At 59.3% G+C, this 13,293-nt stretch carries 17 protein-coding genes; 5 read left to right on the forward strand and 12 right to left on the reverse strand.

Annotated features, from left to right (window positions below; translation table 11 throughout):
• Positions 1–15: 15 nt before the first annotated feature.
• The 5 genes from PhaeoP97_RS14950 to PhaeoP97_RS14970 form a co-directional block, all read right to left on the reverse strand.
• Entirely contained in the window at positions 16–1,272 is a 1,257-nt protein-coding gene (locus tag PhaeoP97_RS14950; protein WP_072505749.1) for a molybdenum cofactor synthesis domain-containing protein, read from the reverse strand.
• Complete coding sequence (locus PhaeoP97_RS14955; RefSeq protein WP_072505750.1) at positions 1,269–2,081, reverse strand: molybdopterin guanine dinucleotide synthesis; 813 nt, start codon at positions 2,079–2,081, stop codon at positions 1,269–1,271. Before PhaeoP97_RS14955 ends, PhaeoP97_RS14950 begins: the two co-directional genes overlap by 4 nt.
• On the reverse strand, positions 2,078–2,569 hold the full coding sequence (gene mobB / locus PhaeoP97_RS14960) for a molybdopterin-guanine dinucleotide biosynthesis protein B (RefSeq protein ID WP_072505751.1): 492 nt from the start codon (positions 2,567–2,569) through the stop codon (positions 2,078–2,080). The genes PhaeoP97_RS14955 and mobB overlap by 4 nt, the downstream gene beginning before the upstream one ends.
• Complete coding sequence (gene mobA, locus PhaeoP97_RS14965) at positions 2,566–3,210, reverse strand: molybdenum cofactor guanylyltransferase MobA (RefSeq protein WP_072506511.1); 645 nt, start codon at positions 3,208–3,210, stop codon at positions 2,566–2,568. The genes mobB and mobA overlap by 4 nt, the downstream gene beginning before the upstream one ends.
• 61 nt (positions 3,211–3,271) lie before the next feature.
• Complete coding sequence (locus PhaeoP97_RS14970) at positions 3,272–4,177, reverse strand: formate dehydrogenase accessory sulfurtransferase FdhD (protein ID WP_420849010.1); 906 nt, start codon at positions 4,175–4,177, stop codon at positions 3,272–3,274.
• 55 nt (positions 4,178–4,232) lie between these two features.
• Between PhaeoP97_RS14970 and PhaeoP97_RS14975 the strand changes: the two genes are divergently transcribed.
• Together PhaeoP97_RS14975 and PhaeoP97_RS14980 are read left to right on the forward strand one after the other, a co-directional pair.
• On the forward strand, positions 4,233–4,970 hold the full coding sequence (locus PhaeoP97_RS14975) for an AzlC family ABC transporter permease (RefSeq protein ID WP_072505752.1): 738 nt from the start codon (positions 4,233–4,235) through the stop codon (positions 4,968–4,970).
• Positions 4,967–5,302, forward strand: coding sequence for an AzlD domain-containing protein (locus tag PhaeoP97_RS14980; protein WP_072505753.1), 336 nt, complete (start codon positions 4,967–4,969; stop codon positions 5,300–5,302). Before PhaeoP97_RS14975 ends, PhaeoP97_RS14980 begins: the two co-directional genes overlap by 4 nt.
• 89 nt (positions 5,303–5,391) lie before the next feature.
• Here the strand turns inward: PhaeoP97_RS14980 and PhaeoP97_RS14985 are convergent, their stop codons facing one another.
• The 6 genes from PhaeoP97_RS14985 to PhaeoP97_RS15010 form a co-directional block, all read right to left on the reverse strand.
• A complete protein-coding gene (locus PhaeoP97_RS14985; protein ID WP_420849011.1) occupies positions 5,392–5,970 on the reverse strand; it encodes a hypothetical protein in 579 nt (192 codons plus the stop codon).
• Between the two features lie 93 nt (positions 5,971–6,063).
• The gene (locus tag PhaeoP97_RS14990) at positions 6,064–6,198 is read right to left on the reverse strand and encodes an aa3-type cytochrome c oxidase subunit IV (RefSeq protein WP_072505754.1); all 135 of its coding nucleotides are present in this window, start codon (positions 6,196–6,198) and stop codon (positions 6,064–6,066) included.
• Positions 6,199–6,262: 64 nt separating this feature from the next.
• Positions 6,263–6,832, reverse strand: coding sequence for a hypothetical protein (locus tag PhaeoP97_RS14995; protein WP_237028949.1), 570 nt, complete (start codon positions 6,830–6,832; stop codon positions 6,263–6,265).
• Complete coding sequence (locus PhaeoP97_RS15000; protein WP_072505755.1) at positions 6,816–7,280, reverse strand: DUF6173 family protein; 465 nt, start codon at positions 7,278–7,280, stop codon at positions 6,816–6,818. The genes PhaeoP97_RS14995 and PhaeoP97_RS15000 overlap by 17 nt, the downstream gene beginning before the upstream one ends.
• 23 nt (positions 7,281–7,303) lie before the next feature.
• The gene (locus PhaeoP97_RS15005) at positions 7,304–8,341 is read right to left on the reverse strand and encodes an MBL fold metallo-hydrolase (protein WP_072505756.1); all 1,038 of its coding nucleotides are present in this window, start codon (positions 8,339–8,341) and stop codon (positions 7,304–7,306) included.
• The gene (locus PhaeoP97_RS15010) at positions 8,338–10,044 is read right to left on the reverse strand and encodes an acyl-CoA dehydrogenase family protein (protein WP_072505757.1); all 1,707 of its coding nucleotides are present in this window, start codon (positions 10,042–10,044) and stop codon (positions 8,338–8,340) included. Before PhaeoP97_RS15010 ends, PhaeoP97_RS15005 begins: the two co-directional genes overlap by 4 nt.
• Positions 10,045–10,174: 130 nt before the next feature.
• Here PhaeoP97_RS15010 and PhaeoP97_RS15015 point away from each other — a divergent pair, with 130 nt between their 5' ends.
• A complete protein-coding gene (locus tag PhaeoP97_RS15015) occupies positions 10,175–11,122 on the forward strand; it encodes an L-threonylcarbamoyladenylate synthase (RefSeq protein WP_072505758.1) in 948 nt (315 codons plus the stop codon).
• Positions 11,123–11,166: 44 nt separating this feature from the next.
• Here PhaeoP97_RS15015 and PhaeoP97_RS15020 read toward each other — a convergent pair whose 3' ends face one another.
• Positions 11,167–11,724: a YqgE/AlgH family protein gene (locus PhaeoP97_RS15020; protein WP_072505759.1), complete on the reverse strand. Its 558-nt coding sequence runs from the start codon at positions 11,722–11,724 to the stop codon at positions 11,167–11,169.
• A 179-nt stretch (positions 11,725–11,903) separates the two neighbouring features.
• Between PhaeoP97_RS15020 and PhaeoP97_RS15025 the strand changes: the two genes are divergently transcribed.
• Together PhaeoP97_RS15025 and PhaeoP97_RS15030 are read left to right on the forward strand one after the other, a co-directional pair.
• Complete coding sequence (locus PhaeoP97_RS15025) at positions 11,904–12,767, forward strand: protein-disulfide reductase DsbD domain-containing protein (RefSeq protein ID WP_072505760.1); 864 nt, start codon at positions 11,904–11,906, stop codon at positions 12,765–12,767.
• 32 nt (positions 12,768–12,799) lie between these two features.
• Positions 12,800–13,288 (forward strand): NUDIX hydrolase, encoded by a 489-nt coding sequence (locus tag PhaeoP97_RS15030; RefSeq protein WP_072505761.1) that lies wholly within the window; start codon positions 12,800–12,802, stop codon positions 13,286–13,288.
• Positions 13,289–13,293 lie beyond the last annotated feature (5 nt).

Raw genomic sequence — 13,293 nt, forward strand, 5'->3', positions numbered from 1 at the left:
CTGAACTTAGTTCCCCTAGACCCCGAAACTGGCATAGGGAATGAAACGCACGCGGTCTCCTGGCTTGATCTCGGCCGCACCATCCCCCAACTCCACCAGACCCTCGGCCCAGCTAAGCGAGCTGACACGCCCCGACCCTTCGGATTTGAACACCTCGACCTGTCCGGCACGAACACGGGCGCGCAAATACTCACGTCGCCCCGGTTTCTTGCGCTTTTCAAATGCAGCGGGCAGGTCGAATCCCTGTGGTACCTGCCAATTGGCCCCGGCCATTAGCGCCATTGCCGGACGTGCAAAAATCAGCGTGCACACCATGGCGGCAACCGGATTGCCAGGCAGTCCAAAAACTGGCGTCCCCCGCCACATCCCCAGCGCCAGCGGGCGACCAGGTTTCAAGGCAATCCGCCAGTGCTGCATGGAACCGTGTTCGCGCAAGATCGCGGACATGTGGTCCTCATCCCCGGCAGAGGCACCGCCACTTGTCAGGATCACATCGACATTTGCTGCCGCACGGTCAAGGTGACCGTGCAGAGCCGCACGATCATCCGCAGCTTTGCCAAGGTCAACCGAGACAAACCCCATCCGCGCCAAAAGCCCCAGAAGCATCGGGCGATTGGCATCAAATATCTGCCCGGCCCCTGCATCCTCTCCCGGCTCAACCAGCTCATCCCCGGTCGAGAGCACACCAACGCGCAGACGTTGGTAAACCGAGAGGTCCGCGACCCCCGTGGCAGATGCCAATGCAAGATCAGCCGGGGTCACCACACGCCCGCGGCGCAGGATCACCTCTCCGGCCTTGGCATCCTCGCCCGCCTTGCGGGTGTTGGAACCCTGTTTCAACGGGCCGTGAAACGCGATGCCCGAGCCGTCACAGGTGACATCCTCCTCCAGAATAACGGTCTCCACTCCATCGGGAAGCGCCGCACCGGTCAGAATGCGAATAGCATGCCCCGCAGGAACCCGATGATCATAGGTCTGCCCCGCAGCCGCGCGTCCCGAGATCAGGGGCAGGTGCTGTGGGCCTGCTGAAATCGCGCCAGCAAACCCGTAGCCGTCAACGGCGGTGTTCGGCTGCGGTGGATTGCTGCGCCGTGCTACCAGATCCTCGGCCAGTATCCGCCCCAATGCACCGTCCAGCGCGCAGGTTTCAACGGTGGTCACCACGCTTAATCGGTCGCGCAGATAGGCAAGCGCATCGTCCACAGGCGTCCAGTCAACCCCCGCGGGCAGGGCGAAACAATCATTCCGCAATGGCGGTGGGGCAAGGGTCATTTTGGTTCCACTCCCAGAATCCAGCCTTCTTCGGGCGCCTTGATATCAAGACGGTGCTCCAGTTCTGCCACAGGCAAGCGGCTGAGTTCCAGCGCGACCTGTTGGACCTGCCAGGCATCCTTGATGAGTCCGGCAGGCGGCTGACCCAGATTCAGCGAGGGCCAGATTTCCACAAAGGCGATTGGCCTGTCCAATACTTCAAAGGGCCAGGTCGCAACCTGCCCGGCAAAACGTCGCCGCAAACGCGCCAGAACAGGCAGACCCATCATGATCTGGCTTCCCACCGCACCCGCACCCGCCATCTGCCAGCATGTAAAGCTGCCTTTGGCCAGATACTCGACCGCGCGGCGCTCTGGGAACGGATTGCGATAGCTGTCCTTGCGACGTGGCAGGCCTTCAATATCACGCGCCAGCGCATTGGCCCAGAATGGCCCCCGGCCACCAAACCGGTGATTAATCTCTGCCGCGACATCAAAACGATTGTTGGTCTCAGGACAGTCCTCAACACGGGTTTCGAACCAGTTCCAGAGCGTCAGCGGATCACTAGAGCCGGTCAACGCCCGTGCAAACCCAGCAGGATAGCCAAAGGGAAAATCAAACCCCAACATCAGCCTACGCCCTGCTGCTAGCTCGGCTTCGATCAGCGTGATCAGCCAATCCTCGGCCTGTTGGCGGTTGCGCAAGTAGACTGGAGCCTCTGCAAGGCCAGCGTGCACAACACAGGTCCAGATGGCATCCTTGCATGGCGTCGGTCCACGGTCATTGCCACCGGACCAATCCACCATCGCAAAGCTCTGCCATGGGGTCACAGCCGCAGCTCAGCTGAGATAAAATCAGCGATCGCCACGGTGTCATCCAGATCAAAGACTGGCCCATCAAGATGCAGCGGGATATCGCTGGCCACAGCACGGATCGACGGATCACCCGGCGCAATCAATGATTGCCCTGCCGCGGTGCGATAGGCCTCGATCTTAGGGTGGGATTCACGCTTAAAGCCCTCGACCAGCACCAGATCCACCGGGCGCAGCCGCGCCAGCAACTCGGTAAAGCTGGGTTCCCGGGCACCGCGCAACTCTTGCATGATGGCAATACGGTTGGGCGAGGCCAGGATCACCTCAGCCGCACCCGCAGTTCTGTGCCGGTAACTGTCAGTGCCAGGCTGGTCCACATCCGTGGTGTGGTGCGCATGTTTCAACGTTGAAACGCTTAGACCGCGATGGCAGAACTCTGCCACCAGACGCTCCATTAATCCGGTTTTACCGCAATTTTTCCACCCGGTGACACCGTAGATCTTCATGTCAGCAACGCCTCTGCACGTTCCAGATCTTCTGGTGTATTGACGTTGAAGAACGGATCAAAAGGCTCTGCTACGAACAACGCTTCTCGCCCATCATGGCGGTCGGTCCACAAAACGACCTTGCGCAACCCATCCTCGAGTGCGGCGCGCAGATCGTCGCGCAGGGCAACAGGCCAAAGCCCAAAGGTCGGGTGGCGATTTACACGCCCCCTGCCGCCGGATTTCAGCGCCTCTTTCCCACTGCGCGGTGTTGTGGCGAGCACCAGCGGATGGGTCATGCCCTCTGCTGCATCCGTCAGCCGGGCAACCAGATCCATTGGGAAGAACGGCGTGTCTGCGGCAGCGGTAACGATCTCGTCCGCTCCCTGCTCTGCCGCCCAGTCCAGCCCCGCGAGAACACCCGCCAGCGGTCCGGAAAAACCGTCAACCGAGTCACCCAGAACCGGCAGACCCAGATCAGCGAAACGCGTGGGATCACCATTAGCATTGAGCGCGAGATCAGGGACCTGCGCTGACAGCCGGTCCACGACGCGCGACAAGAGGCTCTCGCCGCCGATCTCCAGCCGTCCTTTGTCGCCGCCGCCCATCCGAGTGGCCAGACCGCCCGCAAGGATCACGCCCAATATCTTCTGTTCTGCCATGTTATCCCCTTCCGCAGCCGGAAACATCGGTTTTCCGGCCCGAACTTCACGTGTAAATCGCCTAACCGTCCGAACTTTTCCGCCGATGTTTCTTGTGTTCTTCCGGCGCATTCTTCGGGTCAATGTCCCGGAGCAGACGGTCTTCGCCTGACAGGCAAATGAACCGCTTCCCTCGCATTCGTCCGATCAGAGTCAGGCCGACCTCGCGCGCAATTTCCACGCCCCACGCGGTAAATCCCGAACGCGAAACCAAAACAGGAATACCCATCATCGCGGTCTTAATCACCATCTCAGAGGTCAGGCGCCCAGTCGTATAAAGGATCTTGTCAGAAACATCTGTACCTGTGCTCTGTATCCAACCCGCGATTTTATCGACTGCATTGTGTCGGCCGACGTCTTCCATATAAACCAACGGACGATCCTGTTGGCATAAAATAGTGCCATGGATCGCACCGGCCTCCAGATACAGTGAAGGCGTGCGGTTGATCTTATGTGCCAGCGCATAAAGCCAGGAGCTCCGCACCTCAACTTCCGGCAGGCGAACGCCTTCCAGACCTTCCATCATATCGCCAAAAACTGTCCCGACTGCACAGCCCGATGTACGCGTCTTTTTCTGTAGTTTTTCCTCGTAAGAGGTCTCCACTTCGGTCCGCACCACAACTGTTTCCAGCTCTTCGTCATAGTCAATCGCAGTGATCACATCACTATCATGCAACATGCCCTGATTGCGCAGGAACCCCAGCGCCAGATAATCTGGATAGTCGCCAATTGTCATGGCCGTGACGATTTCCTGGCGGTTGAGATAGATTGTCAGCGGGCGCTCTTCGACCACGGAAATCTGCGTCACCATACCGCTGTGGTCGACACCCTCGACAGCCCGTGTCAGACGCGCATTCTCAGGGTTTGGTGCAATCAGATACTCGTCCAGAAGCGACGCGAGCTCCAAGCCGTCATCCACCTTCGTCAATTGCAAACCTCCGCTCGTGGCGCTATGCCAATTTCGAATAACCTAGGACCAGATCATGGCAATCACCACCACGAAATCTGCATTTTGGAAGGGGTTTCGTGATGGTGCACCCTTCATGCTGGTGTCGGGACCATTTGGCCTGTTGTTTGGCGTTCTGGCGGTAGAAGCCGGTCTGATTGTCCCAGAAGCAATGGTCTTTTCACTCTCGGTTTTTGCAGGTTCAGCGCAATTCACCGCCTTGCAGTTAATGCAGGAAAACGCGCCGTTGGTGATCATTCTGATATCTGCCCTGGCCGTCAATCTGCGAGTGGCGATGTATTCAGCCTCGCTCACCCCGTATCTGGGCGACGCGCCGTTGTGGCAGCGGGCCTGCGCAGCCTACCTGACAGTTGATCAGTCCTACGCACTGTCAATTGTGCAGTTTGAAACCCACCCGCAGATGACGTTGCCACAGCGTATGGCGTATTTCTTTGGCACCAACGGTTGCGTAGCACCGTGCTGGATGCTGGCGACCTTTGTCGGGGCTCTCGTCGGGGCGCAGATCCCTGCCAGTTGGGGGCTCGACTTTGTGCTGCCACTTGCGTTCCTGGCCATGATCGGCCCGATGCTGCGCACACCCGCCCATGTCATCGCATGTTTCACGGCCATACTGACCGCCCTGCCGGCAACTGCGCTGCCCTACAATCTGGGACTGATCGTAGCTGGACTGGTTGGGATGATGGCCGGTGCACAGGCAGAAGTCTGGATCGAAAAGCGCCGCGAAAATCGAGTTTTTGCAAAGGATACTGCATGACCCAGGCGCCGGATCAAGCCCTTCTGTGGACCATTATTATCGGACTTGCGCTCGGCAGTTTCGCCTTGCGTTTCGCCTTTATCGGGCTGATGGGTGGACGCACAATGCCGCCGTGGCTGATGCGCCACCTGCGCTACACCGCTGTGGCAATCATTCCCGCGCTGGTCGCCCCTTTGGTGGCATGGCCTACACCAACCGGCGGAACGCCCAGCCTGCCCCATATCGCGGTCGCCACCGCTGTCTTTGCACTTGGTTATCTGAGCCGGAATGTGCTGATCGCCATGGGGGGTGGCGCCGCTGGCTTCTTGGTACTGTTTCTGTTTGTAGGCTAAGGGCCACCAGAACAGGTCATGATACAACAAAAGCCGCAGGTAATCCTGCGGCTTTGCCAATTGCGATAGGTTGTATGTACGCGTGCGATTTAGCCGCCTGCGTTCAACACCGCGTTGTTCTTGGCCAGACCCTCTTTCAGATCTGCACTGTCGTTTTCACGATAACTGCGCGTTGTAACACCGGGCAATGTTGCAAATTGCTCCGACAGTTTGCCGGGATAGAACGTCACATCAATTGTCTCAAAGCCGGGAATTTTCTTCAGGATCGAGGCTGTGGCATTGGCACAAAAAGCACCGGGCACACGGCCATTGCGAGTGACCAGCTGATAGGCCCGCTGCGCCTGTTCTGGTGTCACCTCGACCGTCTGCACCACCACGTGATGGGTACTGCGTGCGTGCGATCCGCGATAGGCTTTTTCCACTCCGGGTGTAATGCCGTACAACACGTCGTCGCGCTCTGGCACCACATCCGCGTAGAAAGAGCCAGCTGGATCAAAAATCACCCGCTCGGACGCGTTAATCATCAGCGAGGTATGCGCGCCCTTCCCGGTACGATTGTTGATCATCGTATAAAGGGTGAGAGACGGCGGCCCACTGTCGCGATAGGCCACGCGCTGCAATGTCGCATCATCCGCATTGGGCTGCTGCTGTGCCGCACAAGCTGTCATCACCGCAAGCGCACCGGTCAGGGCTGCAATCCGCAGTCCTGTTGCCAGTCGGCGAACGCCCCAGCGTCCACAAAGATCAGTGTCCGTCACGGATCAGGTTGCGAATACGGCAAGGAACACCACAAAGATAAGCGCTGCGATGCAGAACCGTGTGGTGAATTTGAGGAAGCCGTTATAGGTTTTTTCCTGAACGGTAATATCCATCGAACCGTGTTTATGGTCAGCCATGTGTCCATTCCTATTCGCATCTGTTTTTCGCTGGATACTGGATTTCACAGGCCCTGTCACCACGTCAATCCCGCGCATCTTCGCCAAAAACGGGCCTGAACACCGCGTCGCAGGCGTCGTAGCCGTAGCCCCACCGCCAGCTCAACCCGCTACAAGGGCCTCCACCGAATCGCACCGCGTGGTACATGGCGCTGGCTATGGGTGTCGCAACCCCCCCCAGATCGGTCAGTCTCGTCTCTACACAGCTGCGTAGAGCCACATCCGCCTGCAGCCGGGCGATTTGGCTCGCAACCGCGTCTGTTGCCCCATCTGCATTATGATACCGGCGGTCATGGGCGACGCAGCAAGTCTCAAACGGTGGACCACCAGCTGCACCCAGGTTTGGATCTGGCTGGCCAGACAATTGTCGCCATATCGCGGAAAGCCCGCCACTGCACCCATCGGTGACAAAGGGGCTAGGTTTGTGTCCGGCTTCGCGGGCCACCTGCATCAATCCACGGTGCGCAGCGCCTTCTGACCGATTCCATAAACCGGGGGGCATATCATCAGACGCAATCGCCACCGATGCAGACAGGGCCTGCAGGACTGATAGCGCACCCGCAACACCATAGCGCCAGTCAGGTCTCAGCCGCATCGGCCTCAAGATCAGAGACAAGCCGGAACCCGATGCGGTTGGCCGGGGCGGCTTCGTTGCGCTTGGGCAGCGCCCGCAGCATCACGTTCAGCTGGCTGACATGCTGCACAAGCTGGGTGCGCGCACCGCTGGTATCGCTGCCATAATAGGTGATAATATCGGGATCGAAATAACCCATTCCTTCGATCCGCATCACACCGGCATCGCCGCCGGCAAACCCCATTGCGACCTCCTGTTCGCCGTCCAGCTGCTCTTCAAAGTTCTTGATATAAAGGATCAACCGCTCATACGCCCAGCGTGCAGCGCTTTTGTTGTCGACCGGTTTTTGCAGCGGCTCTGGCACCGTCACGATCCCATTGCAAGCATTAGGGTCGGAATGGACCTCGTGAACGCAGGGCAAAACGGCAGCCTCGGCAGCCTCGGCGCTGGTTGCGATTTCGTCAGTCATGACCTCTCCCTTTCTAGGGGCGATCACCCCTTACGCTGGTAGAGCCAGGCTCCGTCGGCACGGCGACTGCGATCAACCTGACCCAAATGGTACAGATGATTTACATGGGCCACCGCCTCGACCAAAGCAAGCCCGTATTCCCCGCCGCCGATCTTGCGCTTGAACAGCGGTCCAAAGCACTCAGCAGCAGTCCTCGGTTCATCCAGATGTTCCAGCAACCGCGCCAGCGCGCCGTGATGATTGTCGATCAGCTGCGTCATTCGATGCGGCAGGCCGAGAAATGGTAGCTTATGCCCGCCCAGGGCCAGCTGATCGGGCCGCGTCAATGGAGCCAGCCGCTCGCAGGCTTCCAGCCATTCGGCCACCGGATCCGCCATCGGCTCGGTGGCATAAACCCCGATATTGGGGCTGATAGAGGACAGGACTTGATCGCCGGTTATCACCAAATTGTCATCGCGGCTCCAGAATGTCGCATGTTCCGGCGCATGACCGTTGCCCATATGGACATCCCAATCACGCCCCCCCATGCGAAACACATCTCCCTGCTGAATACGGCTAAAACCCAACGGCATCGGGTAGACCGTATCAGCGAAATTGAAGGGTCGTTCCGCCACCCGTGCGTCGTAGATTTCGGGGGCCATGCCCGCGCTGCGGTAAAACCTCAGCGTTTCCTCAGGCCAGTTTTCCTGCACATCCAGCGTCAGCATGCGCGAAAACAACCACGCGGTCCGCGTGGTCACCAATTCAGCACCATGAACAGACTGAAACCAACCGGCATTGCCGATGTGATCAGGGTGATGATGGGTCACCACCACGCGGCCCACAGGTTTGCCGCCCAAAGGTCCCGCCATCAACTGCTCCCAGATACGGCGGGTCTTGTTAGAGGACATGCCGGTATCGACAATTGTCCAGCCATCGCCGTCATCCAATGCATAGACATTGACGTGATCCAGCTTCATTGGCAGCGGCAGCCGCATCCACAGGACCCCCTCGGCGACCTCAATCGCCTCGCCGGAGGCGGGGGGCTCGCTCCACGGACCTTGAGGGCGGGGGCTGGTCATCCGTCAGCCAACTCGTCCAGCGTGAGGGCGCGCGCACCCTCCGCCCCGGATTGCACATGGGCCAGCAATGACGCGTGTTCCGGCAGCAGTCGATTGATGTAAAAGCGGGCCAGCTTTTCGCGCGGCCCGCCCAGATCTGCCATCGCCGCCGCCAGATGATAGTGTCCCCCCAACACGCGAGCAAAGGCGTGAAGGAACGGTACGGCCCCGGCAAAACGGTCATCCATGTCCCCCTGTGCCGTAAGCCATTCGGTCCCCTCGCGCAGGGATTCGCAGGCCTGCCATACAGCTTCGGCCATATTGGGGTGCGTTGTGCGGGCCCGCTCTGCCTGCTCTTCGATCTCGTCAATCAGGCGATGGGCCATATCACCACCATCCATCATTTTGCGCGCCACCAGATCCATCGCCTGAATACCGTTGGTACCTTCGTAGATAGCGGTCACCCGGACATCGCGATAATACTGTGCCGCCCCGGTTTCCTCAATAAAGCCCATACCGCCATGCACCTGCACGCCAGTTTCAGCCACCCGCATACCCGTTTCGGTGCCAAAGGCCTTGGCGATAGGGGTCAAAAAGGCTGCCCTTGCAGCCCAATCCTGCATGCCGGTGGCAGTTTGCATATCAATGGCTTGGGCGCAGGCCAATAGGATCGCGCGTGAGGCAAACAAATCCGCCTTCATCTCCATCAACATCCGGCGCACATCTGCGTGGTCAACGATGGTGCCCGAGGCCGATCTGCCCTGCCTGCGTTCCAACGCGTAGGACAGCGCCTTTTGATACGCCGCACCGGCAATGCCAACCCCCTGCCCGCCGACACCAAGACGGGCGTTGTTCATCATGGTGAACATGGCCGCCAAACCACCACCGGGTTTGCCGATGATCCAACCAATGGCGTCATCATACTGCATCACACAAGTTGGCGAGCCGTGCAGGCCCATCTTATGCTCAAGGCTGACCACTTTTAGCGTATTGGCCTTGCCGGGATTGCCCTCTGAATCGGGTAGATATTTGGGCACCAAAAACAGCGAGATCCCCTTGGTACCAGGCGCTGCATCGGGCAGCCGCGCCAGCACCAGATGGCAGATATTTCCCGCAAAATCATTGTCCCCCCAGGAAATATAAATCTTTTGGCCACTGATCGCGTAGGTGCCATCATCCAGTGGCTCGGCCTTGGAAGTCAGCGCGCCGACATCCGAACCGGCCTGCGGTTCTGTCAGGTTCATGGTGCCCGACCACTCGCCGGAAATCAGCTTCGGCAAATACAACGCCTTGATGTCGTCGCTTGCGTGATGCTCCAATGCCTCGATTTGACCCTGACTCATTAGCGGGGCAAGTTGCAACGAGAGACACGCGCCAGACATCATCTCATTCACAGCTGTGGTCAGGGTCATCGGCAGCCCCATACCCCCGAACTCCTCGGATGCGCTCATCCCAATCCAGCCTCCGGCAGCGATGGCCGACCAGCCTTCGGCGTACCCCGGTGAGCTGCGCAGAACGCCGTTTTCCAGATGCGCAGGCTGTAAGTCCCCGCCACGGTTCAACGGCGCCATGATCTCGTCACATAGTTTACCGGCTTCCGTCAGGATCGCTGTCGTCACGTCTTCGCCTGCCTCAGCGAAACGATCCGTTGCAGTGATGTCGCTGAAACCAACGATGTGATCCAAAAGAAACTGATACTCAGGAACGGGCGCACGGAAGGTCATGTCTGGCCTCTTTCAAAGGGCGGGTCGGGGCAGCCTTGGCATCATTGCCCCAAACCTTTATGTTAAACGTCTTGTCCGATTACCTAACCGGGCCCCCTATTCAAGCAACCAAAACGCCGCGTCACCAACCATGCACAGTTCTCAAACCCGTATCCTGTCCGCAACGTCACAGGATATCCGCACTGCTGCGGATCTGCTCCACACAGGCGCATTGGTCGCGTTTCCCACCGAAACAGTCTATGGCCTCGGCGCTGACGCCCGCCAAAGCAATGCTGTCGAAGCGCTTTATGCGGCCAAGGGTCGGCCCAGCTTCAACCCGCTTATAGCGCATATGCACTCAATCGAGGCGGCACAGCGCCACGTAATCTGGTCTGACACAGCGAGCAAACTAGCAGAGGCATTTTGGCCCGGTCCGCTGACGCTGGTCTTGCCGCTGCGGCAGGGGCACGGGATTTCGCCACTGGTCACCGCCGGGCTGGACACGCTTGGCATTCGCATCCCGGCGCATCCGACAGCGCGCGCCCTGCTGGCTGCGCTCGACGGTCCCGTTGCGGCCCCCTCTGCCAATCCCTCCGGGCGGATCAGCCCAACCACAAGAGGACATGTGATGGCAGGGTTGAACGGGCGCATCGCCGCGGTGGTTGATGATGGTCCTTGCGGTGTTGGCGTGGAATCCACCATTGTGGGGCTTGCTGGCGACACCCCGCTGCTGCTTCGGCCCGGCGGACTGGCGCAGGAAGACATCGACGCCATCCTCGGCCATGCCCTAGCCCCGCGTGATGTTACAGACCCATTAACTGCACCGGGCCAGTTGCTGTCACATTATGCGCCGCAGGCCCCCGTGCGCCTTGGGGTAACCCAGCCGGAAAAAGACGAGCTTTACCTTGGCTTTGGGCCGGTTCCCTGTGATCTGAACCTGTCGATCAGCGGCAATCTGCGCGAAGCAGCGGCCAATCTCTTTGGACATTTTCACACGTTGGATGCCATGCAGCGTCCGATCGCCGTCGCCCCTATTCCCAACCACGGTCTGGGGGCCGCGATCAATGACCGGCTCGCCCGCGCTGCTGCTCCGCGCTAGCGTCGACCAAAAGGTGACAAGCGGTGCCCACAGCGATCTGCGGATCAGGCGTGACCGGCACTGGTCGACAGGGTCAGTGGATCCACCCCAAGCGAGCGCAAGGCGGCCTCCCATTTGGCATCATCAGGCAGTGCGAACACGACATCCGGCGTTGCCGCCGCGGTCAGCCAGCCATTGCTGGCGATTTCACTCTCCAGCTGGCCCGGACCCCAGCCCGCATATCCCAGCATAACCATCAACTGCTCCGGGCCTCGTCCGGCTGCGATATCCTCCAACACGTCCACTGTTGCGGTCATCGAAAAGGCTTCGGAAACCCTAAGCGAACTGACATTGGATTTATATTCAGGTGAATGCAGCACAAAACCGCGCTGCGTCTCGACCGGGCCGCCAAAGCGCACCGGCAACGCAGCCTCTTCGGCGCTGCGAGGGCTGATTTCCAGCTGTTCCAGCAGGTTCGACAGATCCACCCCTTCTGCGGGTTTATTCACGATCAGACCCATGGCACCGTCATCTTCGTGAGAGCACAGTAATATCAGCGAATGCTCAAACCGTGTGTCACCGATGCCGGGCATCGCAATCAGCAGTTCGCCGGTAAGATCCATTTGCACCTGTCGTCCTTTTGTTATTGCCGCCAGCTGTCACCAGTTGGCGTATCTGCACCCCATCACAATGGCCACCCGCAGGCAGAGGTTCAAGGCCAACCGACATCAAAGCCACGGCTGACTGCTGCTGACTTGAACGTGACTTGGCAATTCCGGCGGAAATGCGCATGTAAGCTGGCATGACCAGCTTCACCGCACCCTCCGCTATCGCGCGTTCTGTCAGAACACTCAGGGCAACCGCCCTGCTTCTTGGCTCGCTGGTGGCGACAGTCCTGTTGACCCTGCCTGCCGCGACACAGGCGGAACAAATGTCCGACATCGTGCAGCTGCAAATTCTGGATGGCGGCGCGACCAAACGTGGGACACAGATGGGCGCGCTACGACTGACCCTGTCGCAAGGCTGGAAAACCTACTGGCGCGCGCCTGGTGATGCAGGAATCCCGCCGCAGTTCAGCTGGAAAGGATCGCGCAATATCGCTTCGGTCTCGATAAAATGGCCAACGCCAGATGTGTTTCTCACCTCTGGCTTCCGCACAATTGGATATCACGATCAGCTTGTGCTGCCAGTCGAAATCACCCCGGCGAACCCAGGTCAGCCTGTTCGCCTAAAGGGGCGTATGCAGCTTGGGATTTGCAACGATATCTGTGTGCCTGCGGAATTACGTTTTGATCAGGATCTGAAACCGGGCAGTCGCCGCAATCCGGCGATTGTTGCTGCCCTCGCAGATCGTCCTCTGTCCGCCAAAGAAGCGGGTGTTCGAACGGCCAGCTGCGATCTGAAACCCAGCCGCTACGGTATGGAATTGACCGCACATATCACGATGCCCCCAGCCGGGGGGCAAGAGGTCGTGGTCATCGAACCTGGCGCGCCGACGCTGGCAACCACGGAAACGACCACCAAGCGTCAGGGCAATCAGCTGACCGCAAGAACGGAGATCATCTCTGCCGATGGCGGCCCTTTTGCCGTTGATCGTTCGCAGATGCGATTCACGGTATTGGGAAGCAACCGCGCAGTAGACATTCACGGCTGCACCCGGCACTAACAGGCAGACAAACCGACATATCGGACCCTGCCATGACCCGCAAAACCGCCGCGCCCAAATCTCCGCAACGACCCGTATTAGGGGCGCTTGCAGTGGTCTGTCATTCGCGTCAGGGTCGTGATCATGTGATCCTGGTTCAGCGTAAGTCACCTCCCAACGCGGGCTGGTGGGGCTTTCCTGGTGGCCATGTTGAACTTGGCGAAACCGCGATGGAAGCAGCTGCACGCGAGTTGCAAGAAGAGACCGGTGTAACCGCCACGCCCCGCCATGTGCTCACCCATCTTGACGTGATGCTACGCGATGACGCTGGCGTGGTTCAGCGGCAATATCTATTGGTTGCGGTGCTATGTGACTATGTTTCCGGTCAACCCAGCGCCGACGACGACGCGCTACAGGCCGAGTGGATCGCAGTCGAAACACTGTTGCAGGGCATGGCCGGAGATCCAGATCGGAGGCTGATTGATCAGGTTGCCGATGTGGCAGTGCTCGCCCAGCGCGACATGCAACGTCTCGCCCGCTGACTTGA

The sequence above is a fragment of the Phaeobacter porticola genome, from assembly GCF_001888185.1.
Lineage (GTDB): Bacteria > Pseudomonadota > Alphaproteobacteria > Rhodobacterales > Rhodobacteraceae > Phaeobacter > Phaeobacter porticola.

Bases quoted from the DNA above. Each gene is read 5' to 3' on its own strand.
- PhaeoP97_RS14950 (WP_072505749.1), bottom strand. From the start codon at position 1,272: ATGACCCTTGCCCCACCGCCATTGCGGAATGATTGTTTCGCCCTGCCC.
- mobB (WP_072505751.1), bottom strand. From the start codon at position 2,569: ATGAAGATCTACGGTGTCACCGGGTGGAAAAATTGCGGTAAAACCGGA.
- mobA (WP_072506511.1), bottom strand. From the start codon at position 3,210: ATGGCAGAACAGAAGATATTGGGCGTGATCCTTGCGGGCGGTCTGGCC.
- PhaeoP97_RS14975 (WP_072505752.1), top strand. From the start codon at position 4,233: ATGGCAATCACCACCACGAAATCTGCATTTTGGAAGGGGTTTCGTGAT.
- PhaeoP97_RS14980 (WP_072505753.1), top strand. From the start codon at position 4,967: ATGACCCAGGCGCCGGATCAAGCCCTTCTGTGGACCATTATTATCGGA.
- PhaeoP97_RS14985 (WP_420849011.1), bottom strand. From the start codon at position 5,970: ATGACAGCTTGTGCGGCACAGCAGCAGCCCAATGCGGATGATGCGACA.
- PhaeoP97_RS14990 (WP_072505754.1), bottom strand. From the start codon at position 6,198: ATGGCTGACCATAAACACGGTTCGATGGATATTACCGTTCAGGAAAAA.
- PhaeoP97_RS14995 (WP_237028949.1), bottom strand. From the start codon at position 6,832: ATGCGGCTGAGACCTGACTGGCGCTATGGTGTTGCGGGTGCGCTATCA.
- PhaeoP97_RS15000 (WP_072505755.1), bottom strand. From the start codon at position 7,280: ATGACTGACGAAATCGCAACCAGCGCCGAGGCTGCCGAGGCTGCCGTT.
- PhaeoP97_RS15005 (WP_072505756.1), bottom strand. From the start codon at position 8,341: ATGACCAGCCCCCGCCCTCAAGGTCCGTGGAGCGAGCCCCCCGCCTCC.
- PhaeoP97_RS15010 (WP_072505757.1), bottom strand. From the start codon at position 10,044: ATGACCTTCCGTGCGCCCGTTCCTGAGTATCAGTTTCTTTTGGATCAC.
- PhaeoP97_RS15015 (WP_072505758.1), top strand. From the start codon at position 10,175: ATGCACAGTTCTCAAACCCGTATCCTGTCCGCAACGTCACAGGATATC.
- PhaeoP97_RS15020 (WP_072505759.1), bottom strand. From the start codon at position 11,724: ATGGATCTTACCGGCGAACTGCTGATTGCGATGCCCGGCATCGGTGAC.
- PhaeoP97_RS15025 (WP_072505760.1), top strand. From the start codon at position 11,904: ATGACCAGCTTCACCGCACCCTCCGCTATCGCGCGTTCTGTCAGAACA.
- PhaeoP97_RS15030 (WP_072505761.1), top strand. From the start codon at position 12,800: ATGACCCGCAAAACCGCCGCGCCCAAATCTCCGCAACGACCCGTATTA.